At 64.0% G+C, this 21,947-nt stretch carries 21 protein-coding genes and 1 pseudogene; 4 read left to right on the top strand and 18 right to left on the bottom strand.

The window, feature by feature from the left end; translation table 11 throughout:
- Positions 1 to 305, bottom strand: a pseudogene (locus AC0L2D_RS25325) (hypothetical protein); the annotation flags it as partial.
- Positions 306 to 640: 335 nt separating this feature from the next.
- Here AC0L2D_RS25325 and AC0L2D_RS25320 point away from each other — a divergent pair.
- Positions 641 to 2,089, top strand: coding sequence for a sensor histidine kinase (locus AC0L2D_RS25320; protein ID WP_473542908.1), 1,449 nt, complete (start codon positions 641 to 643; stop codon positions 2,087 to 2,089).
- Entirely contained in the window at positions 2,086 to 2,781 is a 696-nt protein-coding gene (locus tag AC0L2D_RS25315; protein ID WP_013529766.1) for a response regulator transcription factor, read from the top strand. The genes AC0L2D_RS25320 and AC0L2D_RS25315 overlap by 4 nt, the downstream gene beginning before the upstream one ends.
- A gap of 186 nt (positions 2,782 to 2,967) precedes the next feature.
- Here the strand turns inward: AC0L2D_RS25315 and AC0L2D_RS25310 are convergent, their stop codons facing one another.
- The 3 genes from AC0L2D_RS25310 to flhA are packed head-to-tail and all read right to left on the bottom strand — an operon-like array spanning position 2,968 to position 6,190.
- Positions 2,968 to 3,351: a hypothetical protein gene (locus AC0L2D_RS25310; RefSeq protein WP_013529767.1), complete on the bottom strand. Its 384-nt coding sequence runs from the start codon at positions 3,349 to 3,351 to the stop codon at positions 2,968 to 2,970.
- Between the two features lie 2 nt (positions 3,352 to 3,353).
- On the bottom strand, positions 3,354 to 4,106 hold the full coding sequence (gene fliR, locus AC0L2D_RS25305; protein ID WP_013529768.1) for a flagellar biosynthetic protein FliR: 753 nt from the start codon (positions 4,104 to 4,106) through the stop codon (positions 3,354 to 3,356).
- Positions 4,103 to 6,190: a flagellar biosynthesis protein FlhA gene (gene flhA, locus AC0L2D_RS25300; protein WP_027161423.1), complete on the bottom strand. Its 2,088-nt coding sequence runs from the start codon at positions 6,188 to 6,190 to the stop codon at positions 4,103 to 4,105. The genes fliR and flhA overlap by 4 nt, the downstream gene beginning before the upstream one ends.
- 147 nt (positions 6,191 to 6,337) lie before the next feature.
- Between flhA and AC0L2D_RS25295 the strand changes: the two genes are divergently transcribed.
- Positions 6,338 to 6,637, top strand: coding sequence for a putative quinol monooxygenase (locus AC0L2D_RS25295; RefSeq protein ID WP_063168928.1), 300 nt, complete (start codon positions 6,338 to 6,340; stop codon positions 6,635 to 6,637).
- Between the two features lie 130 nt (positions 6,638 to 6,767).
- On the top strand, positions 6,768 to 8,549 hold the full coding sequence (locus AC0L2D_RS25290; protein WP_063168927.1) for a chloride channel protein: 1,782 nt from the start codon (positions 6,768 to 6,770) through the stop codon (positions 8,547 to 8,549).
- Between the two features lie 14 nt (positions 8,550 to 8,563).
- Here AC0L2D_RS25290 and AC0L2D_RS25285 read toward each other — a convergent pair whose 3' ends face one another.
- From AC0L2D_RS25285 to AC0L2D_RS25220, 14 genes are all read right to left on the bottom strand, one after another.
- Complete coding sequence (locus AC0L2D_RS25285; protein WP_063168926.1) at positions 8,564 to 10,207, bottom strand: MFS transporter; 1,644 nt, start codon at positions 10,205 to 10,207, stop codon at positions 8,564 to 8,566.
- A gap of 229 nt (positions 10,208 to 10,436) precedes the next feature.
- Positions 10,437 to 10,703: a flagellar biosynthesis protein FliQ gene (gene fliQ, locus AC0L2D_RS25280; RefSeq protein WP_013529773.1), complete on the bottom strand. Its 267-nt coding sequence runs from the start codon at positions 10,701 to 10,703 to the stop codon at positions 10,437 to 10,439.
- 24 nt (positions 10,704 to 10,727) lie between these two features.
- Positions 10,728 to 11,135, bottom strand: coding sequence for a flagellar hook assembly protein FlgD (gene flgD / locus AC0L2D_RS25275; protein ID WP_013529774.1), 408 nt, complete (start codon positions 11,133 to 11,135; stop codon positions 10,728 to 10,730).
- Positions 11,135 to 11,578, bottom strand: a complete 444-nt coding sequence (gene flbT, locus AC0L2D_RS25270; protein ID WP_013529775.1) for a flagellar biosynthesis repressor FlbT — start codon at positions 11,576 to 11,578, stop codon at positions 11,135 to 11,137. The genes flgD and flbT overlap by 1 nt, the downstream gene beginning before the upstream one ends.
- Positions 11,575 to 11,922: a flagellar biosynthesis regulator FlaF gene (gene flaF, locus AC0L2D_RS25265; RefSeq protein ID WP_013529776.1), complete on the bottom strand. Its 348-nt coding sequence runs from the start codon at positions 11,920 to 11,922 to the stop codon at positions 11,575 to 11,577. Before flaF ends, flbT begins: the two co-directional genes overlap by 4 nt.
- A 31-nt stretch (positions 11,923 to 11,953) precedes the next feature.
- Positions 11,954 to 12,997: a flagellar hook-associated family protein gene (locus tag AC0L2D_RS25260; protein ID WP_013529777.1), complete on the bottom strand. Its 1,044-nt coding sequence runs from the start codon at positions 12,995 to 12,997 to the stop codon at positions 11,954 to 11,956.
- Positions 12,998 to 13,001: 4 nt separating this feature from the next.
- The gene (gene flgK, locus AC0L2D_RS25255) at positions 13,002 to 14,456 is read right to left on the bottom strand and encodes a flagellar hook-associated protein FlgK (protein ID WP_063173019.1); all 1,455 of its coding nucleotides are present in this window, start codon (positions 14,454 to 14,456) and stop codon (positions 13,002 to 13,004) included.
- A 27-nt stretch (positions 14,457 to 14,483) separates the two neighbouring features.
- Positions 14,484 to 15,743 carry a flagellar hook protein FlgE gene (locus AC0L2D_RS25250; RefSeq protein WP_013529779.1) on the bottom strand — a complete coding sequence of 420 codons (1,260 nt, stop codon included), beginning with the start codon at positions 15,741 to 15,743 and terminating at the stop codon, positions 14,484 to 14,486.
- A gap of 79 nt (positions 15,744 to 15,822) precedes the next feature.
- Entirely contained in the window at positions 15,823 to 16,491 is a 669-nt protein-coding gene (locus AC0L2D_RS25245) for a response regulator transcription factor (RefSeq protein WP_013529780.1), read from the bottom strand.
- A gap of 223 nt (positions 16,492 to 16,714) precedes the next feature.
- Entirely contained in the window at positions 16,715 to 17,302 is a 588-nt protein-coding gene (locus AC0L2D_RS25240; protein WP_275954452.1) for a transglycosylase SLT domain-containing protein, read from the bottom strand.
- Positions 17,232 to 18,608, bottom strand: coding sequence for a flagellar hook-length control protein FliK (gene fliK, locus AC0L2D_RS25235; protein ID WP_473542900.1), 1,377 nt, complete (start codon positions 18,606 to 18,608; stop codon positions 17,232 to 17,234). Before fliK ends, AC0L2D_RS25240 begins: the two co-directional genes overlap by 71 nt.
- Positions 18,605 to 19,987: a chemotaxis protein MotC gene (locus AC0L2D_RS25230; RefSeq protein WP_473542899.1), complete on the bottom strand. Its 1,383-nt coding sequence runs from the start codon at positions 19,985 to 19,987 to the stop codon at positions 18,605 to 18,607. The genes fliK and AC0L2D_RS25230 overlap by 4 nt, the downstream gene beginning before the upstream one ends.
- Positions 19,984 to 21,321 carry a MotB family protein gene (locus AC0L2D_RS25225; protein ID WP_473542897.1) on the bottom strand — a complete coding sequence of 446 codons (1,338 nt, stop codon included), beginning with the start codon at positions 21,319 to 21,321 and terminating at the stop codon, positions 19,984 to 19,986. Before AC0L2D_RS25225 ends, AC0L2D_RS25230 begins: the two co-directional genes overlap by 4 nt.
- The gene (locus AC0L2D_RS25220; RefSeq protein WP_473542895.1) at positions 21,318 to 21,944 is read right to left on the bottom strand and encodes a hypothetical protein; all 627 of its coding nucleotides are present in this window, start codon (positions 21,942 to 21,944) and stop codon (positions 21,318 to 21,320) included. The genes AC0L2D_RS25225 and AC0L2D_RS25220 overlap by 4 nt, the downstream gene beginning before the upstream one ends.
- Between the last annotated feature and the right edge of the window lie 3 nt (positions 21,945 to 21,947).

The raw sequence follows: 21,947 nt of genomic DNA, 5'->3' as shown, positions 1-21,947 counted from the left end.
CCACCACCGCCACCGGAGCCGCCGTTGTCACCATTTCCACCGTCTGGAATGGCCTGCGTGCCGGCCGCCCCACCGGTCCCTGCATCCGGACCGTTGCCCGCGACGCCGGCGTCACCTGCATCGCCACCATCGCCACCGTTGCTGTCTACGTCACCATCACCGCCCCTGCCTCCGGTCGCACCATAAAGAGCCTGTGCATGCGCCGGCGCCGTCAGGATGACTGGCAGCAGCAACGACCCCGCGAGCGCCGTGGAGCACAAAAGTACAAGCGGGCGCATGAGCGAGCGACGATCGCGAATTGTCATGGAATTCCCCCCGTGTGCCGCAAGCAACGATTCCGCGGCCGGCCCGATCGCCGAGCGTCCCGCGAAAAATCATCGCTTGCCGCTGCGTCGGGTCGCGTGCGTCCGCCACGCACATCGCCCGACTGCTTCCTCACAATCCGCCCGGCGAAACCACCAAGACGATCGCGGCCGATGATAAAACGTCCTCTCCCGACAATTCCACCGATCAATTCTATTGAATTCTGACCAATTCTTGCACGGGCGGATCGCGCTTGCCTCCCCGCACAACTCCTGCGAGATTCAACATTTGGCGCATCGGGGGGTGCGGCAGGGGAACCCCGTGCGAATACTCGACCATGCTTGATCTGAAGACCGTTCTGGTTGTTACGTTTGCAACCGCAAGCCTGCAGGCCGTCACCTGGTTGTTTGTGTGGCTGGCGTGGCGCCGCCTCTATGAGTTGAAGTTTCTTGCGGCCGGCTTCGTCGCTATCGCGGCGGGGGTGCTGCTGATTCTCCTGCGTGGGGAGCAGCCGGCGGCCTGGGCCATCGTGCTCCACAACACGATCATCAAGCTAGGCCTGGTGTTGCTGGCCGAGGGTCTGGCGCGCTTTCTGGGACAGCCACGCTATACCTGGATCAGCATTTCACTGCTGATTTTCCAAATTGTCGCATGGAGTGCCGCCCTCGCGATGGATCCGGGCGACATTGCTATACGCATTCACGCATCGACCTTCTTTACGGTCGTGATGATGTCGGTGATGTGTCTTGGGCTGATGCGGGACCGGACGCAACCAACCCTCCTGCGCTGGATCACGATCGGTGTGCTTGCCGAGTATATCGCGGCTAGCGTTCTCCAGAGCATCATCGAATACCGGCTGCCGGTCGATTTTCAAGGCGCCTCGGTTCTGGCCGACCGCAACGCTTGGTATCTGCTGCAGGGCGCGCTGTTCCTGATCGCCTTTTTCGGCTGCCTGCTGTTCATGGTCAGTTCGCGGCTGTCCTCTGCGCTGCTGGAGAAAAATATCGCCTTGTCGCGGGAGGTACGGGAACGACGACGGCTGGAAAGCCGGTTGAACGCGAGCCTGGCGGCCGAACGTGTGCTTCGCGACGAGCAGGCGGACTTCATGCGCGTCGTCAGCCACGAGTTTCGCACCCCGCTCGCCATCATCCGCAACGCGGCCGACATGATCGGCCTTGTCGGCCACAAGTCGCCCGAAGCGACACGAGAACGGATTGCCGGCATTGGCGAGGCGCTCGATCGCCTGTTTTCCCTGATCGACCGCTTCATGGCCAATGATCGCGACAGCGGGTTTCAGCCGGAGATGATACGCGTCGGTTTGCTTATTGCCGATGTGCGGCTGCATTTCGGGATGACCGGGCGCGGCGAGCGCCTGATCTTTACGGCGGATGACGACGCCGTTTCGCTTGTCGTCGATCCCGAGATGCTGGCGACCGTCCTGATCAACCTCATCGACAATGCGCTCAAATATTCGTCGGAGGACCAGCCAGTGGATATCGATGTGCGCAGCGAAGGTCGAAGTGCGGTCATTCGGGTGCGTGACCGTGGCATCGGCATTCCACAGGCCGAGCTTCACAAGATCGGCAGGCGCTTTTTCCGGGCCTCCAATACGATGGCGGGAACCGGAACCGGTCTCGGCCTCTATTCTTCGCGCAAATTGCTGGCCTATCACGGCGGCAAGCTGCAGTTGCTCGCCAACGACGACCAGGGCATTACGTCCATCGTCAGCCTGCCTCTGGCAGGCGAGGCAACGGATCGACTTTCGCCCGAGGAACTGACCGCATGACGCATATTCTGATCGTCGAGGACGAGCCCCGGCTGCGCAAGGATCTGGCGGATTTCCTGGAACTGACGGGCTTCACGGCCGAAGGCGTCGCCACGGCAGGGGAATTGCGCCAGACGCTGGCCAACGGCAGCTCGCCCGCTGTCATCATCCTCGATGTCGGGCTGCCCGATGGGAACGGGTTCGATCTGGCAACCGAAATCCGCAAATCACATGCCTGCGGCATCATCATGCTGACGGCGCTCGGTGACAGCGACGACCGTATCCGTGGCTTTGAGAGCGGCGCCGACATCTACCTGGTCAAGCACAGCACGCTGCGCGAGATCGACGCCGCAATTCGCAGCCTGCTGCGACGGACGGGAGCCCCGCCCGACTCTGCCAACGGCAGCAGCGATCGGTGGGTGCTGGACGGCACGAACTGGATGCTGATCGCGCCCAATCACCGTTCGCTTAAACTGACGGCGGCCGAGTTCGCCTTCATGAACGTGCTCTGCAACCGTAGCGGCGAAATCTGCCAGCGCGAGGATCTGGTGGAGCTTGTCGCCCGTCCCAGGTCGAACTTCGACAACAGGCATCTCGACGCAGTCGTCAGCCGGCTACGCCGCAAACTGGAGGAGCACATCAGCTTGCCCGCGCCGATCAAGGTCGTCTATGGCGTTGGCTACATCTTCACCGCGGCCGCCGCCGTGCAATGAACGTCTGCTCAACGGCTGCTTCCAGACCGAAGCATCGACTGTTCATGGCGCGGCAGGACCTCGATGCGCAGCCTGCAATGTCCGCTCTCAGGAAGCCACCATGCCCGCCCCTAAGACCGAGATTGCCGCCATTCGCAACCTGGTCAATGACGCTCACCGTTGGCCCCATAGCAGAACACCCTCAGCTTATTCCTCGCCCTGCTTCTGCGCGATGATGTCGAGCCGCTCGCGGTCGGAGCGTTCGCGCTCGTCGCGGTTGCGCACGTCCTTGTAGGCACGCTCAACCATGTTGGTGCGGGCGGTCGCGGCGGCGATGAGGCCGGCTTCTTGCTTCGCGCTTGCCAGGTTCGCCTCCTGGCGCACGACCGCTTGGGCGATGCGGCGGTGGTAGAGATCGGGGAACAGGGCGGAAAGCGAATCGGGCTGGTCGAAATGGCCGACCAGTTCCCTGGCTTCAGCCTCGGCGGCACTGGCCGCGGCAAGGAAGGTGGCGTGGCGGGTTTCGTGCAGCGCCTTCAGCTGTTCCTGCACCTTGACCAGTTTCTTGAGGCGGTCCTTGCGCGTGCTCATGGTCATCTCGCCAGCGTCAGGTCGACGAAGCCGTCGACGAACAGCGACAGCATGGTGCCGACGGCGAAATAGAAGATGATCATGCCGCCGGCGATGATGAAGGGCTGGGAGATGAAATAGATCGGGATCTGCGGGGTCAGCTTGTTGACGAAGCCGATCGTCAGATTGACGAGAATGGCATAGGCGACGAACGGGCTGCCGAGGCGGATGACCAGGAAGAAGGTGTCCGACACCGTGTCGGTGACATCGACGAGGGCTGCCTGCGGGTTGAAGAAGATGTTGACCGGCGCCACCGTGTAGGAGGAAACCAGCGCGCGTATTATCTCGTGGTCGAAATCGAACACGAACAGCATCAACAGCGCCGAGAACGAGATGATGGCGGCAAGGGCTGCCTGGGGTTCGGGCTCCTCGATCGCCGGTCCGCCGGTGCCGCCATAACCGACCAGCATGGCGATGGCCGAACCCATGAAGCGCAGGGCTTCCATGTAGAGCCTGGTCATGGCGCCGATCAGGCCGCCGACCAGAAGTTCCGAGATGATCATCGGCACCAGGATCTGCGGGCGCGGGTCGACGAAAGGAAAGATCTTGTCCCACAGGAAGGCGAGCAGGCCGCCGGTGGCGGCGACCGCCACGAACAACCTGACCTGGACCGGGACGCGGGCGCTGGACAGGCCCGGCATCAGCATGAAACAGGCGCCGATGCGGCAGAAGGCGAGGAACGCCGCGATGACGACGCCTTGCGACAGCACGCTCACGATATGGTTCCGAGCACCCTGATCTCGACGCCCTTGGCGATTTCGACGTGGCTGAGCACCGGCAGCGTGGTGAACAGCCGCTCGATGATCATGCGCACATAGGGGCGGGCGTCGGGCGCGGTGACGAGGACGAAACGTTCGCCGGCTTCCAGATATTTCTTGATCGCTTTGGTGGCGTCCTGGCCGAACTCCTCGAGCTGACGCGGGTCGATGTCGAATTCGCGCACCTCGCCCTTGGCGTCGCGCTTGAGGCTCTGGTGGAAGGCGAGGTCCCAGCGGTTGCCGAGGCGCAGCACCTTCAGCACGCCGCCCTCGGAGAGGTCGCCGCAGATCTGCTGGGCCATGCGGATGCGGACATGTTCGACGATCTGCTCGGTGCGGCGCACATGCGGCGCGATCTCGGCGATCGCCTCGATGATCAGGTGCAGATTGCGGATCGAGACGCGCTCGGCGAGCAGCAGCTTCAGCACCGCCTGCAGGCCGGGATAGGAAATGTGGGTGGTGCAGATCTCGTCGGCGAGCTTGCGGTATTCCTGGTCCTGGCGTTCGAGCAGCGCCTTCATGTCCTTGTAGGACAGAAGCTGCGGCAGGTTGTTGCGGATGACCTCGGAGAGATGGGTGAGCAGCACCGACATGTTGTCGGCGAAGGTGTAGTTCTCGCGCTTCAGATCCTCGGCGAAGGCTTCGACGACGGAATAGGCGCGCATGCCGAAGGCCGGCTCACGGATTTCCTCGCCCGGTATCTCGGGTACGTCGCGATTGCCGAGCAGCACCATGATCTCGCCGACGCGCATCTGGTATTCGGCCACCACGGTGCCGTGCACCTTGATCTGGTAGCTTTTCGGCGGGATGGCGAAATCGTCGGCGACACGCACTTCCGGCACGACGAAGCCGTACTGGGTGGCGAATTTCTTGCGCATCTTGCCCATGCGGAAAACCAGTTCCTGATGCGACGTCAGCAGCCTTGTCGACAGCTGCTTGCCGATCAAAAGCTCGATCTCGGCGGTGGCGAGCGAGGCCTTGACCGAGTTCTTCTCCTCCTCGACCTTGGTCGCCTTTTCCTGGTCCTTGATCGCCTCGGCTTCGGCGAGGACCCGGTTGGCGCGCATCGGGATGACGTAGCCGAGGCCGGCCATGCCGGCGGCGAGCGCAAAGAACGGGAACAGCGGCAGGCCGGGCATCAGGCCGAGCAGCACCAGCAGCGATGCCGCGACATAGAGGGCGCGCGGGTGGGCGCCGAGCTGGCCGAACACCGCCTGGTTGGTCGAGCCGCGGGTGCCGCCCTTGGAGACCAGCAGGCCGGCGGCGAGCGACACGATCAGCGCCGGTATCTGGGTGACGAGGCCGTCGCCGACCGACAGCTTGATGAACACGTCGGCGGCTTCGCCCATGCCCATGCCGTGCCTGATGTAGCCGATGGCAATGCCGCCGACGATGTTGATGGCGGTGATGATGAGGCCGGCGATGGCGTCGCCGCGGACGAACTTCGAGGCGCCGTCCATCGAGCCGAAGAAAGAAGATTCTTCTTCCAGTTCACGGCGGCGCAGCTGCGCGGTCTTGTCGTCGATCATGCCGGCCGAGAGGTCGGCGTCGATCGACATCTGCTTGCCGGGGATGGCATCGAGGGTGAAGCGCGCGCCGACTTCGGCGATACGCGTGGCGCCCTTGGTGATGACGATGAAGTTCACCACGATCAGGATCATGAAGACGATGAGGCCGATGACGAAGTCGCTGGCCATCACCAACTTGGAGAAGCCGGCGATGACGTAGCCGGCGGCATGCGTCCCTTCATTGCCATGCGACAGGATCATGCGCGTGGTGGCGATGTTGAGCGACAGCCGCAGCATGGTGGCGATGAGCAGCACGGTTGGAAAAGACGAAAAATCGAGCGGCCGCTGGATCCACAGCGCCACCATCAGGATCAGCACCGAAAGCGCGATCGAAAAGGCGAGGCCGACATCGATGAGAAAGGCCGGGATCGGCAGGAACAGCACGGCAAGTATGATGACGATGCCGATGGCGAAGAAGACGTCGCGGCCGTTCTTGGCGGCCGCGCCGGGCTGAATGCTTTCGCTGATCGCCATATCGTCCTCAAACCCCATAGACTGCCGAGCGCGCGACAGCCCTGTGAGGGTAGTCCGCCAAGCTTGCGCGAGGGTGGGAGACTGGCTAGTTCGAACGATCATGCGCAGGTCGCCGTGTCGGCTAGCCTCGCCAGGAAAGGGAAACCCATGCTTCTGATCATCGGCACCATCCGCTTGCCGCCAAACAAATTTGAGGAAGCCAAGCCCGCAATGGAACGCATGGTTTCAGGCAGCCGCGCCGAGGTCGGCTGCATCCAATATTCCTATGCGCAGGATGTTTTCGATGCCGGGCTCATCCGGGTCACGGAAGTCTGGAGCGACAGGGCAGCGCTCGACGCGCACTTCGCCTCGCCGCACATTGCGGACTGGCGTGCGAGCTGGCCGGCGCTTGGCATAGGCGAGCGCAACCTCGTGCTCTATGAAGCCGGCGAGCCCATGCCGACCTGAACGGTCCATAGGCCGATCGATATCGCGCTGTCGCCAACATGGTGTCTGTCGGCATTGTGGTTGCCATGCCGTGCCGCCGGGCGTATCAGGCTGGCTTTCCACTGCCTTTCGATATCGGCGAGCCGCCCCGGTGCTTTCCAGAAACCACAGCGAAGTCTACGCCCGCCGGCTGCGCGCGGTGCTAATCAGGTCGTTGCCCCTGCTCGAGGCACGCGGCATCGTGGTGGTCATCCTCGCCGGTGTCGTAGGCGTCATGGCTGGCATATTGGTCACGGCGATGAGCCAGATCGTGCAGGACCTGCACGGGCTGCTGTTCGGCGTTCAGCCTGGCGGCCGGCTTTCCGGCATGTTCTCGCTCGCCAATCCGATGCAGGCGCTGATACCGGCGATCGGCGGCATACTGCTGGGGCTGACGGTGGTCTGGCTCCGGATACGGAAATTCCGCACACCGATCGACCCGATCGAAGCCAATGCGCTCTATGGCGGGCGCATGTCGCTGACCGACACCTTCATCATCGCCGGCCAGACGATGATCTCCAGCGGTTTTGGCGCCTCGGTCGGGCTGGAAGCCGGCTACACGCAGGTTGGCTCCGGGCTGGCATCGCGGCTGGCGGGCATCTTCAGGCTGCGCCGCAACGATGTCCGTATCCTGGTCGGCTGTGGTGCGGCCGGCGCTATCGCCGCTGCCTTCGATGCACCGCTGACCGGCGCCTTCTACGGCTTCGAATTGGTCATCGGCATCTACTCGGTCGCCAATGTCGCGCCTGTCATGACCGCCGCGATCTCAGCCTCGCTGACCGCTGAAATGTTCGGCGGGGTGCCTTTCCCGCTCGAGCTTTCGGGTCTGCCGGCGCTCACCGCCAGCCAGTATGTGCCGTTCCTGCTGCTCGGGCTGCTCGGCGGTGCCGCCTCGATCGCCATCATGCATCTGGTGACGCTGATCGAGCGCGGTTTCGCCAGGCTGTCGATCGATGCGTCGCTGCGCCCCGTCATTGGCGGCGTCATCGTTGGCTTGTTGGGGCTGATCACGCCGCAAGTGCTGTCCAGCGGCCATGGCGCGCTGCATCGCGAATTCTCGATGAATTACGGGCTGGCCGTGGTGGCCAGCGTCTTCGTGCTCAAGCTGGCGGCGTCGGCGGTCTCGCTGGGGTCGGGTTTTCGCGGCGGACTGTTCTTTGCCTCGCTGTTCCTCGGCGCGCTGCTCGGCAAGGCGTTCGCGGATGTGATGCTTGTTATTTCTCCGGCAACCGGCATCGACCCTGCCGTCGCCGCCGTCGTCGGCATGACGTCGCTCGCCGTCGGTGTCGTCGGCGGTCCGCTGACGATGACCTTCCTGGCGCTGGAATCGACCCGCGACCTGACGCTGACCGGCGTCGTGCTGGCCGCCTCGATCATGTCGGCCATCCTGGTGCGCGAAACCTTCGGCTACTCGTTCTCGACATGGCGCTTCCATCTGCGCGGCGAGACCATCCGCAGCGCCCACGATGTCGGCTGGATGCGCAGCCTCACAGTCGGCTCGATGATGCGCAAGGACATCAAGACCATCTATGCCTCGACGACGCTGGCAGCCTTCCGCAAGGAGGTGCCGCTCGGCTCTGCCCAGCGCGTCATCGCCGTCGATGCGGGCGACCACTATGTCGGCGTGCTGATCGTGGCCGAACTGCACAGCGATCCGTCCGATGGCGAGGTGCCGGTGCGCGATCTCGCCAAATACAAGGACGCGGTGCTGGTGCCGAGCATGAACGTGCAGGCCGCCGCGGAAACATTCCAGCGGGCGGGCGCCGAAGAACTCGCCGTGGTCGAGGATTTCACCGACCACATCGTGCTGGGCCTGTTGACCGAAGGCCATCTGATGCGACGCTATGCCGAGGAACTCGACAAGGCCCGCCGGGACCTGTCGGGCGAGGGCTAAGGGACAACCCGGAGTCAGTGCTCAATAGGTCCCTTGGCCATCACAAGCGCCGTGCCGGCGGTGGTCGGGCGCTCGATCATGCGGCGTACGCGGGGCGGTTCGTCGCCGCTGTGCAGGGCCCGCACGCGTTCGCCGATGACGGCGTCGGCATGGGTGATGCGTCCATTGTGCCTGATATACTCGATCCAGGTCGGCGTGTGATAATGCTCGATCCATACGGTGGGATTCTCGAGATCGCGCGCCAGCGTCCAGTTGCGGGCGCCGTCACGGCGGCGGATGCGGCCGCGTTCGGCCATGATGGCGAGGAACTCCGGTTCGTCCTCGTGGCGGATCACATATTCGATCATGATGGCGATGGGACCACTGCGCGGCTTCAGGTCAAGCGCCAAATGCGGTTCCTTGAAGCGATTGAGCGGGTCGAGGTTGAGCACCTGCTGTTGCGGCAGCGGGAGCAAAAGACCGATGGCGCCGCCGGCCAGCATGGCGATGCTGGCGGCGATCAGCGCGGTTTCGGCGCCATGCGCGTCGGCGACGACGCCCCAGATCCAGCTGCCGAGCGCGATGCCGCCGAAGGTCGCGGTCTGGTAGACCGACAGCACCCGGCCGACCACCCAGCGCGGCGTCGCCATCTGCACCGTGACGTTGAAATGCGAAAGCGCGATCACCCAGCAGGCACCGCCGACAAGCAGGCCGAGCGACGTCTGCCAGGCATGCTGGCTGACGGCGGCATTGAAGGCGCAGACGGCGAAGCCGGCGAACGCACAGCGCACCATCGTCTCGCTGGAGAGCAACTGCCGCAGCCTGACGCTAATCAAGGCGCCGCCGACCGCGCCGATGCCGAAGGCGCCGAGCATGATGCCATAGGTAAGCGCATCGCCCTTGACGACGTCGCGCGCCACCAGAGGCAGCAACGCAAGCACAGCGCCTGCACTGAAGCCGAACGCAGCACCCCTGACCAGCACCTTGCCGATATTGGGCGACATGGCGACATAGCGCAGGCCGGCGCCCATGGCGGCCCCCAGCGACTCGCGCGGCAAGGTCGATACCGGCACGTTCGGCTTCCAGCGCGCCAGCACGACGATCAGGCCGATATAGCTCACCGCGTTCGCCGCGAAGGCGGCTGCCGCACCGGCGGCGGCGACGATGATGCCGCCGATCGCCGGACCGACGCTGCGCGTCAGGTTAAAGCCCATCGAATTGAGGGCGACGGCCGCCGGCACCTTGTTGCGGGGAACGATATCGCCGACGGAGGCTTGCCATGATGGGCTGTTGAGCGCGGTGCCGCTGTCGATCAGGAAGGTGAAGGCAAGCAGCGTCCATGGCGTGATCAGGCCCGAATAGGTGAACAGGGTCAGAAGCACCGACACCACCAGCATGAAGGTCTGGGCGACCAGCATCACCTTGCGCCGGTCGAAACTGTCGGCGATGGCGCCGGCGACCAACGCAAACAGCATGATCGGCAAGGTGGTCGAAGCCTGGACAAGGGCCACCTGATAGGGCGAGGTGGCGATCGTGGTCATCATCCAGGCGGCGCCGACACCCTGGATCAGGCCACCGAAATTCGAGACGAGACTTGCGCCCCACACGGCGCGGAAAATGCCGTGCCGGAAGGGCGCCAGCGCCGAGACGCTCTCGCTGTCCGGCTTTTCGTCAATCATTTGGGATTCCTGCCATGTCGTGCCTGCCCGTCAGACAATCCGTTTGCGCAGACCGTTTGCCGAAAGTAGGGCATGGCGCCGCAAAGGGCAAAAAAGCTCATGGTCCAACAATGGGATAGAGGCGGTCCAGGCCTTGTCTGCCGTGCGTGCGGAGGCGCCAAGGGGATCGGCGGCGTCTGTCTTCGGACAATTACGAACGGCATGCCGCGGCACGCCTTCCCAAAACAGGTTAGAACCCGTTCTGGATGCGCTCGAAGATGACGTTGGTGAAGGCCGATATCTGGCTGCCGATGAAGGGGCCGGTCAGCGCCACCACCAGCATGATGGCGACGATCTTCGGCACGAAGGTCAAGGTGATTTCCTGCACCTGGGTCAGCGCCTGGATGAGGGCGATGCCGATGCCGACCACCATGGCGACCAGCACCACCGGAGCGGACGCGACGAGCACCGTCCATACCGCGTACTGGACGATGTCGAGAGCGTCGGCCTCATTCATGGGACTGGCTCTCTGTCGAAAGCGTCAGCTTGCCGCCTTGACCGAAACTCCCGGACCGACCGCGACTTCGGTGCCGTTCTGCAGCACGGCGATGAGACCGTTGCTGGCGAGGCGCACCGAAGCCACGGTGCCCGTCGTCAGGCCGTCGGCGGAGGTTATCGAGCGCCCGATCAGTGCGTCGGCCTGCGACAGCGCCGAGGACTGCATGATCTGATTGAGCTTGGTGTTGGTCTGCACCGATTGCTCGACCTGCGAGAAGGTGGCGAGCTGGGCGACATACTGCGTCGAATCCATCGGCTTGGTCGGATCCTGGTTCTTCATCTCGGCGATCAGAAGCTTCAGGAAGGACTGGTAGTCGACTGCTGTCTTCGAGGTGGACGCGGTGGCCTGATTGGCGCCGGTCGGAATCGTCGTCGTCATGTCCACGTTCATCAGTATCGTGCTCCCACAGCCAACGGGCGCTCGGCACCCGAAACATCGTCATTCCCACCCAGCGCGCGGCGTTCGAGCGGATAAAGTGCGCGGATCGCCTTCAGCGCTTCGTAGATATGGTCCTCGCCGACCATGCGGTCGATCTGTTTCAGCGCGCTGCAGATCTGGCCGTCCTCGAAGCTTGCCAGAAGCAGCGGCAGCGAACGACGGAACATCTCGCGTGCGGCGGCGGCGCCGGCCGGGTTCATCAGCATGACCTGCAGGATGAAATAAAGCTGCTTGAGCGGTGTCGAGGCATCTTCGGCCTGGATCACGTGGTTTTCGAGCAGGAACTGGACGTCGTTCATCAATTCGACGGTGACCTTGCGGTCGACCCGGATGACGGCGCCGTTGATGTAGATCTTTTCGTTCGGCTTCAGCGATATCTTCAGCGTGTTGGTCATTGAATGCCGTCCCTGATGATCTGGGACACCTCGATCAGCCCTTCGAAATTGTTGGTGCGGCCCTGACGGATGTCCTCCGCCTCGCGCAGCAGCCACAGGCCGATGGAAATGAGGTTGGCGCGCAGTTCCTTTGGCAGAGCGTTGTCGCTGGAGCCAAGATCCTCGACGAAGGCGGTCCAGACGCGGTTGGTGAAGTGAAGCGCCTCTATCGCCTCCATCGAACCGTGGCCTGCCACTGCTGCTGCCGCCAGCATGTCGATCGAGCGGGTCAGAAGCTCGCGCTCGCGGTCCTTCGCGTCGGCAACGGAGTTGCTCTGGATGTCGGCGTAAGAGAATTGGTACATCGTTGGGGCTCTACCGTTCCGTTAAGCGTTGTCAGGTCAGGTAATTCAACAGGCTGAGCTGCTGCAGGCGTGCGGTCAACGCGAAAGACGTTTCGATGTGCTGTGTCAGGTCCGCGACCCGTGTCGCGGCTTCGGCCGGATCGACAGCTTCCAGGTCGAGAATGTGCCGTTCGAAAAGGTCGACCTGCGTTTTCATCCGATCGTTGGCATCGGAAACCCGCTTCTGGACGATGCCGGTCTCGGATTGAAGCTGGCCAATGCCGCTCAGCGCTTCGCCAACCAATGTGGTGGAGCGGCTGACAACCGTATTCTTCGCCGCCTGGCTGATGTTGCTGGACATCAGGCTGCTGACCATGGCTGCCGCCATTGCGAGCTTCTGGATGCCGGCGCTGTTGGCGCTGGTCGACGTCGGTGTGGTTTCGTTGAGTGCGATGCGGCTGACGATCTGCTGGTCGGTGGCGTTCGACCAGTTGCCCTGCCAACCAGCGCCCGTGAACTGCGGGGCGACATCATTGGTGATGAAATCGTCCATCTGGGCAGCCGTGATGTCGGCCGCGAGCGGATCGTCCTGGGTGAAGCCGAAATTGGCGACGAAAGCGGCGTCGAATGCCGCCTTGGCGGGGGAGCCGGCAGCTGTGAAGTCGTTGATTGGCTTGACGTCGGTGTTGGTGCCGGCGAACAGGTATTCGCCATTGACGCTGGTGTTGAGGATCGAGGTCAGCTGCTGGATGGTCGCCTTGCCGGAGGATTGGGTGAGGCTGTTGGACGAGTCGCTTGAGGAGGCGGTGGTCAGGGCGGACAGGAACGTCTGAGCGGCGGTCGAGAGTTGACCAAGCGAGGTCTGCGTCGAGGAGAGCCGGGCGCCGACCAGGCCGTTGGAATCGATGATGACGTTGAGCCGGTCAAGATCGCGCTGGAAAGTGACGGCCTGGGTGGTGCGCCCGCCGAGAGCCAGGCCGACGTCGGCGACCCTGCCCGTCGAGGATTCTTTCGTGGCTTTGACGAGTTCGGCCTGCATGCGCATCTGCTGGGAGCGCATGGCATTGGAGATTGCGGCCGAGGAGACTGAAGTCATGGAATTATCCCACCGCGTTGAGCAAGGCCGTCATCATGTCGTCGACGGTTTTCATCATCCGAGCCGACGCCTGGTAGGTGTGTTCGAGGTCGAGCAGCAGCGACATTTCCTGGTCGACATTGACCCCGGTCGCGTTGGACAGCGCCTCGGCGCTGCGCGACGCCAGCGCTTCCTTGGCGTCGGAGGCGGTCGAAGCCTGCTGGCGCACGCCCTCGAACCAGCCGATCGAACTGGCGGCGTAATCGGACACGCTGGACGTTGCCGAAACCCCGGCGGCGGGGTCGAAAGTCATCGGCTGGTCGAGCCTGTCGCCATAGGCAACCAGAAGGGTGGAATAGGACGCGCCACCGCCCGTGTTGGCGACGTAGGCCGCACCGTTGGCACCGCCGTCGCGCAGCAGCATCGGGTTGCCGCCGGTGCCCGGGTCCATCGCTGCATTGACGCTGATGGACGCGGCAAGGCCGTTGACCAGCGTGCCGGCGGCCGGCACGGCCGGCGCACCAGACCAGGTGAACAGGCCGGCGGCGTTGGCCATCGAGGGTGCGGTCTCGGCAAAGGCTGTGATCAGGCCACGCGCGGTCTCGTCGAGCTGGCTCTGCATGGTCGAGGCGACGCCGTCACGCAATTGCAGCAGGCCGGCAAGCGTGCCGCTGGCGCTGGTGTTGCCACCAGCTCCCGCCGAGATCGGCACATTGTCGATGTAGACGGCATTGCCGGCGGCACCCGCGGTATAGCCTGCCGACGCCGCGAAGGTGACCGTGCGCGGTATCGTCTCGAACAAGGTCGTGCCGTCGCCGGTGGTGATGACCATGTCATTGTCGCCTCGCGTGAAGGTCGACACCGGGACATAGTTCGAAATCTTCTTCAAAAGCGCATCGCGCTGGTCGAGCGCATCGGAAACGTCGGTGCCGGAACGGGTTCCGGACATGACGGCCGTGTTGGCATCCTGGAATTGGCCGAGCAGCGAGTTCAGGTCGTCGACGGCGGTGGCAATCTGACCGTCGGTCTGGGTGCGGAAATCCTGGACTGCCTTGGAGCCCTCATTGAGCGAGCGCACGACCTGTTTGGCGGCGTCGATGACGGAGGCGCCGAGGTTCTGATTCGACGGCGAGGTGGCGTAGAGTTGCAGCGCCTGCTGCAGGTTGGCGATCGCGGTCGAGGGCGAGGATGCATTGTCGACGCCATTGACCGCAACACCCAACTGATCCATGCCGTTGTAGAGAGCGTTCTGGCCGCTCCAGGCCGATAGCGCGGCGAGATTCTGGCGAAACAGAAGCTCGTTGGCTGCGCGCTGGATATCGACCGAGCGCGCACCCGGCGCCGTGCTGGTGACGACGGCCTGACGCCGGGAATAGTCCGGGTTGGAGGCGTCGGCGACATTGCGCGAGACAACGCTGGTCTGTCGCGCGGTGTTCATAAGCGCCGACTGGGCGATACTCAATGCGGTAGACAGTGACATGCGGGTCTTTCGCGGGCGACGCCCGTCTTATCTCTTCAGGTTGACAAGGACGTCCATCAGATCGGAACCGGTCTGGAAGACTTTCGAATTGGCGGTGTAGCTGCGCTGTGCCGCGATCATGTTGGTCAGTTCTTCGGCGATATCGACGTTTGAATTCTCGAGCGCGCCGGAGATGATGGAGCCGAGCTTGCCTTCATTGGCAAAGCCGACACGAACCGCGCCGGACTCGGTGCCTTGCGAATAGACGTTGCCAGGCAGCGCCTTGAGCTGGTCCGGGCTCTGTACGTCGGCGAGCGGGATCTTGTAGAGCGGCTTGGTCGAGCCGTCCTTGTACTGGGCGTAGATGGTGCCGTCCTTGCTGATCTGAACCTTGTCGATGGTGCTCGGTGCGTTGCCGTTGACCTGGGCGTCGGAAACCGTGAAGCCGGTGCCAAGCTGGGTCAGCGCCGACAGATCGAGATTGAGGGTGGCGCCGTTCGGCACAGTAAATGAAACGTTGGTGGGCGTGCCGGTGAGCTTGCCGGTGGTGGTGTCGAAGGTCAGGTTGGCCGAGCCCAGCAAGCCGCCGGCGGTGTAGGGGAACGATGTTCCAGCGGTGGCCTTCGACTGATCGAAGACCGCCACCTGCCAGGTGCCGGCGCCGGTGTTGGTGAAGTAGACGTCGAGCAGCTTCTTGTTGCCGAGATTGTCGTAGGCGACCATGGAGGATTTCGACGTGTATTGCGCGGTCGCAGCGTTGGCGGCGGGCAGGTTGGCGGTCGCGACAGGTGTCGCACCCGCCGGCAGGTTGCCGGCAAAGCTGCCCTCGGTGCTCGGCGTTGCGGTCATGCCCTGGTCGGAGATGACAACCGGGACCAATCCCTCGAAGCCGTTGACCGTCGCTGCCGGTACGCCGTTCTCGTAACTGTAGGCCATCAGCTGGAAGCCGGCTGAGTTGACCAGCCTGCCCTGACCGTCGGGAACGAAAGCGCCGGCTCGGGTCAGATAGGGGGTGCCGCTCGGATCCTGAACGACAAAGAAGCCATCGCCGCTGACGGCAAGGTCGGAAACCGAGGTCGTGTACTGAAGCACGCCCGGATCGCTGACGGCCTGACGGATCGTCGTGGTGACGCCGCCGGAATTGTAGGCGCCGCCGGTCGACGGCATGACCAGCGTCGAAAATTCGGCGGAGGACCGCTTGTAACCCGTGGTATCTGAATTGGCGATGTTGTCGGCGACCGTCGACAGGCGGTTTGCCTGCGCGTTCATGCCGGAAACGCCGGTCCGCATCATTCCATAGAGGCTCATCGAAACGTCTCCGCTGTGTCCATGCTGCTGGCTGCGAGGCTACGCATGTTTTCTTGCGCGAGGCTGGCGCGGCGCTGCATCAGAAGACGAGCCGGTAGCCGAGGAAACGCTTGGAATCGATCGGGTCGGTGCCCAGCTTCTCGCGCAGCTTCTTGCGCAGTTTGCTGATGTGGCTTTCCACCACGTTCTCCTCGACCTCTTCGTCGAAGATGCCGTAGATGGCGTTGAAGACCTGGGTCTTGGTGACCCGGCGCCCGCGATTGCTCGCCAGATATTCGAGGATGCGGCGCTCGCGGCGCGGCAGGGGGAGGGGCTGACCGTCGATCTCGGGGTCGCGGCCGTCCATGAAGATGCGCATGGCGCCGATCTCGGTGTAGGCGACGTCTTCCTGGGCGCGGCGGCGGATCGCGGTGATGCGGGCCAGGATCTCACGGATATGGACGGGCTTGCGAATGACGTCATCGACGCCGCTCTCGAACAACCGCAGCGTGTTCTCCAGCGAATGCTGTTCGCTCAGCGCAATCACCGGGGCGCCGGTGCGGTCGCGGATCTGGCGCGGAGAGATGGAACCTTCGCGGCAATCGCCGATGAGGAAGGCCCTGACCGAGCGCAGATCGGTGTCGGCGGCCGAATTCACCCACTCACCGAATTCGCCGGATGCAAAGCCTGCACAGGCGATGCCCTCACGATCGAAAAGTGAATTGTATCCCTCTGTTACGAGCTCGCGCTCGTCAACGATCACAATCATCGGCCCCGCCTTCCGAATCAAATCATTTGCCCCGTGAAGAGAGGCCTATCCGCTGGCGAGAATCCTGAACAACCGTCATTTCTTATAGCTAGTTTCTTGGGAGTCTGGAATCGTATCGGTTGCATTAGCGTGCAGCCAGATACGCATTCGGCGCCAAGTCTTGGCCAGGCCAGAACAACAATTCGGGGTTGTGTGGCAGGTCTATTAGTAATGGGAAATGCGCTTATGGGTTGCAGAATCCGCGGGCGTTCGCGGTCCATTTTCCAAAGCCGGTGGCGACCATGTTGGCAATGACACGGCAGACATAGATCTTCTGCGCCGGGTCATTGTCGGGGCCGGCATGATAGCGGGCCACGGCCATCGACCAGGTCTCGTGACGGGCATGAAGGCTGGCCAGGAAGCGCGCCGCATAGTCGACGTTCTGACGTGGGTCGAGCATGTCCTCGACGCTGCGAAAATGCGATGCGTGGTAGTGGTGGTTGATCTGCATGCAGCCCAGATCGATCAGGGTCTTGCCCTCGCGCCGGGCATTGGCGAAGGCGGCAAGGGCCTCGGTCCGGCTCCTGGGAAAGACTGCTTTTCCCTCTATATTCAAAGCGTTGGGTTGAAGGCTGCCCTTGTTGCCGGTCTCCGTCAGGCCAACGGCATAAAGGATGCCGGGGGGAACGCCATAGCGGTCGGCGGCGCGCAGGATTTCCGGCTCGCAAGGGTTGGTCGTGGCTGCGGCAGCTGTTACCGCGCTAGATAAAGATATCGCCGCCAGCGCGCTCGCGAGAAGGCGAAGTGCCGCGGCCGTAGTCCTGCGCGTCATCGTTGCGGTTCCCTGAGGATTGCTGACCCGGTTGCTGGCCGCCGGCTCCACCATTGCCGCCGCCCGAATTCCCCGGTTGAAAGGATGCTGGATCGCGGCCTGTTGCCGCCGCCAACGGAGCGGTTGCATCCGTCCGGGTTGTAGCGGGAACTGCTACCGAAGGTTGCAGTATCGTGACCTTGTCAACCTCGAAGCCGAGCCCTCGCAGCGACTTGACGATGGCCTCGCTGTCGGCCGACAGCCGACGATAGGCATCGTGTGTTTCAGGCTTCAGCTCAATCGAAAGTTGTTCCCCGGAGAGGCGAAGATTGGCCGTCACCATGCCGAGTTCGGCAGGGTGAAGTTCGATCTTCAACACATGTGTCGGAACGGCAACAGAGCTGGCCAGATGGGTGGTCGTGGGTGAGGCTGAAAGCGCCTTTTGCGGCCCTGCGTCGGCGGCTATGGCGTTGATCACATTGAGGGCCGCCTGGCTGATGGGACCCTGCGGCGGCGCGGGGAAGCTCCGTTCCGACACCACGTCGATGCGCGCGGCGGACAGGGACTGTTTTCCCGCTTCGGGACGCATCGAGGACCGCACATCCTCGATGCTCCTCATCGCATTCGTGGTGGGCTTCGACGGCACGCCGGGCACATCGGCAGCCGGCGCGTCCGACAGCTTCTGAGCCGCCGCTGTGACGTCGCGTTTTGGCGCGCTGGAGGCAGCGCTCGGCGACTGACCGTCAAGCGCCGTCAAAGGTCCGTCGACGATCGACGCCTGCTCCGGCTTCGACATGGTTTCGAGTGCTTCGCGTCCGCCCGACGATTTTGAGCGGTAGGTCTTTGGCAGTGAAGCCTGTCCGCCGAGCGTCGGGTCCGACGGATTCTCGCCGGTGGCCGCATTGCCCCCCGCTGCCTTGGCCGCTGTCGAGAAATGCCGCAGGTCATGAAACGCGATCAGCAGCGGCAGGTCGTCCTGAAGCGGCGCGGTATCCGACGCCGTCTGTTCGGCGTCGGCCTTGTGCGCCTTTGCTTCCAAATCGTCCTTGCCGGTTTTCACGCTTGCGCCTTTGGCCGAGGTGGTCCTTCCGGGCTCGGCCGATGCCGGTTCGGCCTTGGCGCCATGCCCGGCGAGGCCGGCAGCGAGCTTGCTCCAGCGCCGGTCGCGCGATCCCGCCTCTGTCGACGCCTGCCGTTCCGGGCGGGCATCGTCGCGCAGCATTTTGCCGAAGCCGGCGTCATCGTTTCTGCCGTTCGCGGCAGGCTGCTCCGACGTCGCGCGCGTGGAGGCAAATCCTGGCAAGGCCGAGCCGAGGCTGGTGGTCATTTAGGGGCGGCTCCAAGCATCTGGTCGATCAGGTCGAGCTGTCGACGTGTTCTGGTCATGGCGGCGTCGGTCGGATCGGCGGGCGCCGGACCGGCGGCGGGCGAAGGTGCCGACGCCGGCACGACGGTCGCAGGCTCGGCGGAGGTGGCTGCAACTGCCGCCGTGTCCGGCGTATTGGCGGCCGATCCGCCGGAGGCCGCGGTGGCGGCGGGTTGCTCCGAGATGGCGCCTTCGACCGGTGGCAAGCCACTGTCATCGGCGTTTTGCGGCGTGGCGATCTCGGGAGCCGGAGGTTGCTCGGCCGCGACAGGGGCAGGCTTTTCCGCCGGAAGGGCGGTGGGCGGCGCGACGACCTCGCCGGCAATGGCCTGAGCGGCGTCGAGCAAGGCGCGGTCGCCCTCCGACAGCCGGCTGCGATCGATCTTGCCGAGCTTGGCACGAATGTCCTCGATTGTGCCCGAGGTGACGGTGGAAAGGCTGGCATAGAGCAGGGCGCGTGGATCGTCCTGATTGGTGTTGCCGTCACGGCCCTGCTCGGCCCGCGCCGAAGCGAAGGCCGAAAGGTCGTTCAGGCCGTCTATCGCGGCACGGCGGGCGATGCGCAGATAGATCACCTTCTCGCGCTCGGGATCCATCATCGAGGTGATGTCGCCCAGCTTGTCCTGGCTGATCGACATGTGCAGCGCGATGACGCCGGAGACAAAGGAGTCCGCGAACTGGCTGGCATAGGGCGAATAGAGGTAGCGCTCGACATACTGGGTGGAAGCAAGGGCGAAACGTGCCGCGTCGCCTTGCGCGACTGCAAGGCCGACCGAACGGCGAAGTGCCGCTTCCTCGACCAGCGTGCCGGGGCTGAGCAATCTTGCCTCGTCGAGCAGACCGAGTGCGGTCGCCGGTTGATCGCCGGCAAGCAGCGAGCCTTTGACCAAAGCGAGGAAGGCGCCGAGATCCGGAGGCAGCGCCATGGGATCGATCGGCCTCAAGGCTTCGATAGCCTTGCCGGGCCGGCCGTTGAGGTACTCAATCACGCCTTTGGCGATTGCAAGGCTTTGCGGGTCCGCCGTAGCGCGCGACGTGGCCGCTTCGACGGTCACCGGGTTGCCGCCGCTCATGCCGTAGACAAGCAGGGCCCGAAAATTCTTGGGATCCTTGTAGTCCTCGGCATTCGCCGCGCGCAGGCGCGCATCCGTCATCTCGAGCAGCTTGGCCTGCATCGGCAGGGCGGCATGATCGCCGGCGGCTATGCGGTCCTGGATGAGCTGCAGCGAGCGCACCAGCTGATACGGCTGCAGGGCCTCCTGGGCGAAACCAGTGGACGGGTGTCCGCCGGCCAGCAGCAACAGGCCAATCAACCGGCGGGTGACGGCCGCTCGCTTCATCCGCCGGTCGCCATCAGGATCTCGATGCGGCGGTTCGCGGCCGCCAATGGATCGGCTGCTATTTTCGGCTGGCGGTCCGCGAAACCGGCGACCTCGGTGATGCGGCGTTCGTCGACGCCGCCGCGCACGAGCATGTAGTACGCGGAATGCGCGCGCGCCGTCGACAGCCGCCAATTGTCGTAGCTGTCGCTGCGGAACGGCCGGGCATCGGTGTGGCCGTTGATGCTGATGGTGCCCTTCTGGCTGTTGACGATGCGGCCGATCTTCTCCATCGCCAGCACCAGTTCGCGTCTCGGCAACGCCGAGCCGACCTCGAACATGCCGAAGTCGAGCTGATCGGTGATCGAGATGACGACGCCCTTGTCGGTGGCTTCGACCGAGACGCCGTCGTGCAGCTTGTCGCCAGGCTTGAAAGCATCGGCCAACTGCCGCTTGACGTCGGCCGCTGCCTTCACGGCAGCAGCGGTTGGCGCCTTCTCCCCGATGTCGGGCTGGACGGCCTTTTGCGCCTCAGGCTCAGCCTTCGCTACCGCGGCCTTGGTGCCGTCCGGTTTCGTCTCGCCGGCCAATGCCGTGGCAGGGTTCGCGGCCTGTTTACTGGTCGCGTCCTTTGCCAGTGGCTCGAGCGGTGCCGCGACAGGCGGCACGGCTTTGACTTTGAGCACCTGCGTTTCGGCGGTCTTGTCGCCGGGCTTGGCCGGATCGCCCTCGATCTTGGTGCGCTGGGCGCTGGCCTCGGCGCCGGGCGCCGCGACCTGCTGCGACCAGAAATCCGGCTCGAAAGGATCGCGGTAGGAGGCGCCACCGGAGGCGCCGGTAGCCGGGCCGGCAGCCTGCATGCCGCCATCGCCTTTCTGGCTGACATTCTGCATAACGCCGGTATCTGTGGCGATTTCCGAAAGCACGGCGTAGGGGTCGGCGAAGAGATGGTCGTCGGAGTGTTCCGCCTGCTGTGGCTCCTGCTTGTCCTGCTTGCGCTCGGACGCGCCCGCGCCGGCATTGCCGTTCTGTCCGGCTTTGCTGGTCGCCTCTTGCGGATCGTCGGCCGTCAGTCCCATGGCGCGCGGGCCGTCGCCGAGATCCTCCAGGCCCTTGCGGCTCGAATTGCGGTCGACCAGCTTGACCGGGTTGAAGTAGCTGGCCACGGCTGCCTTGGTCTGCTCGTTGGCGGCGTTGATCAGCCACATGACTAGGAAGAAGCACATCATGGCCGTCATGAAGTCGGCGAAGGCGATCTTCCAGACGCCGCCATGGTGGGCCTCGTCATGGTCGTCATGACTGCGCCGCACGATGATGATCTCGTGGCGGCCCTGATCGGCGTTGGCGACGCTCATGCCAGGACCTCCGAGAGGGTCGTCGACCATTCGGCCATGCGCGTTTCGAACACCGCCTCGTCGATAGCCACGGTCAGGTCGAAGCCTGGCGCCTCGACAAAATCGAGATTGGCGGCGCGGGGTCCGAGCGATGCCTTCAGTGTTTCGAACATCGAGAGCGGGCCGCGCACGACGATGCGCACAGCCTCGGCGTCGCCAACCGCTTCGCGGACGGCGTCTGCCAACGCATCGATCGAACGTTTCTGCAGATCGTCGCTGACGATGCCGCCGATGATGCGGGCGACCGTGCCGGCGACAAGTCCGGTCACGCGCGCCTCCATCGCATCAATGTGCAACGAGACCGCCTTGCCGACATCGTCGCCAAGGCTTTCGAGAAATATCCTTGCTTCCTCAGCACTGGCCTGGCGTTCGGCTTCGAGCGCGGCGTCATGCGCAGCCGCCAGGCGGCCCTCCAGCGCTGCCTCCGCCTGGGCAACCGCCTCGGCGATCAGCGTGCCGATATCGGCTTGCGGCGCCGGCATCTCGGGCTTGTGTTCGGGATCGACTGCTGCCCGGGGCTGGCCGGCACGCTGCGCGCGCGTGCCGAAATCAGGCAGAAGGTCGAAGAGGGCTACGGAAGGCATGGT

Source organism: Mesorhizobium sp. WSM4833, from assembly GCF_055811095.1.
This window is presented reverse-complemented; position numbering and strand designations above follow the sequence as displayed.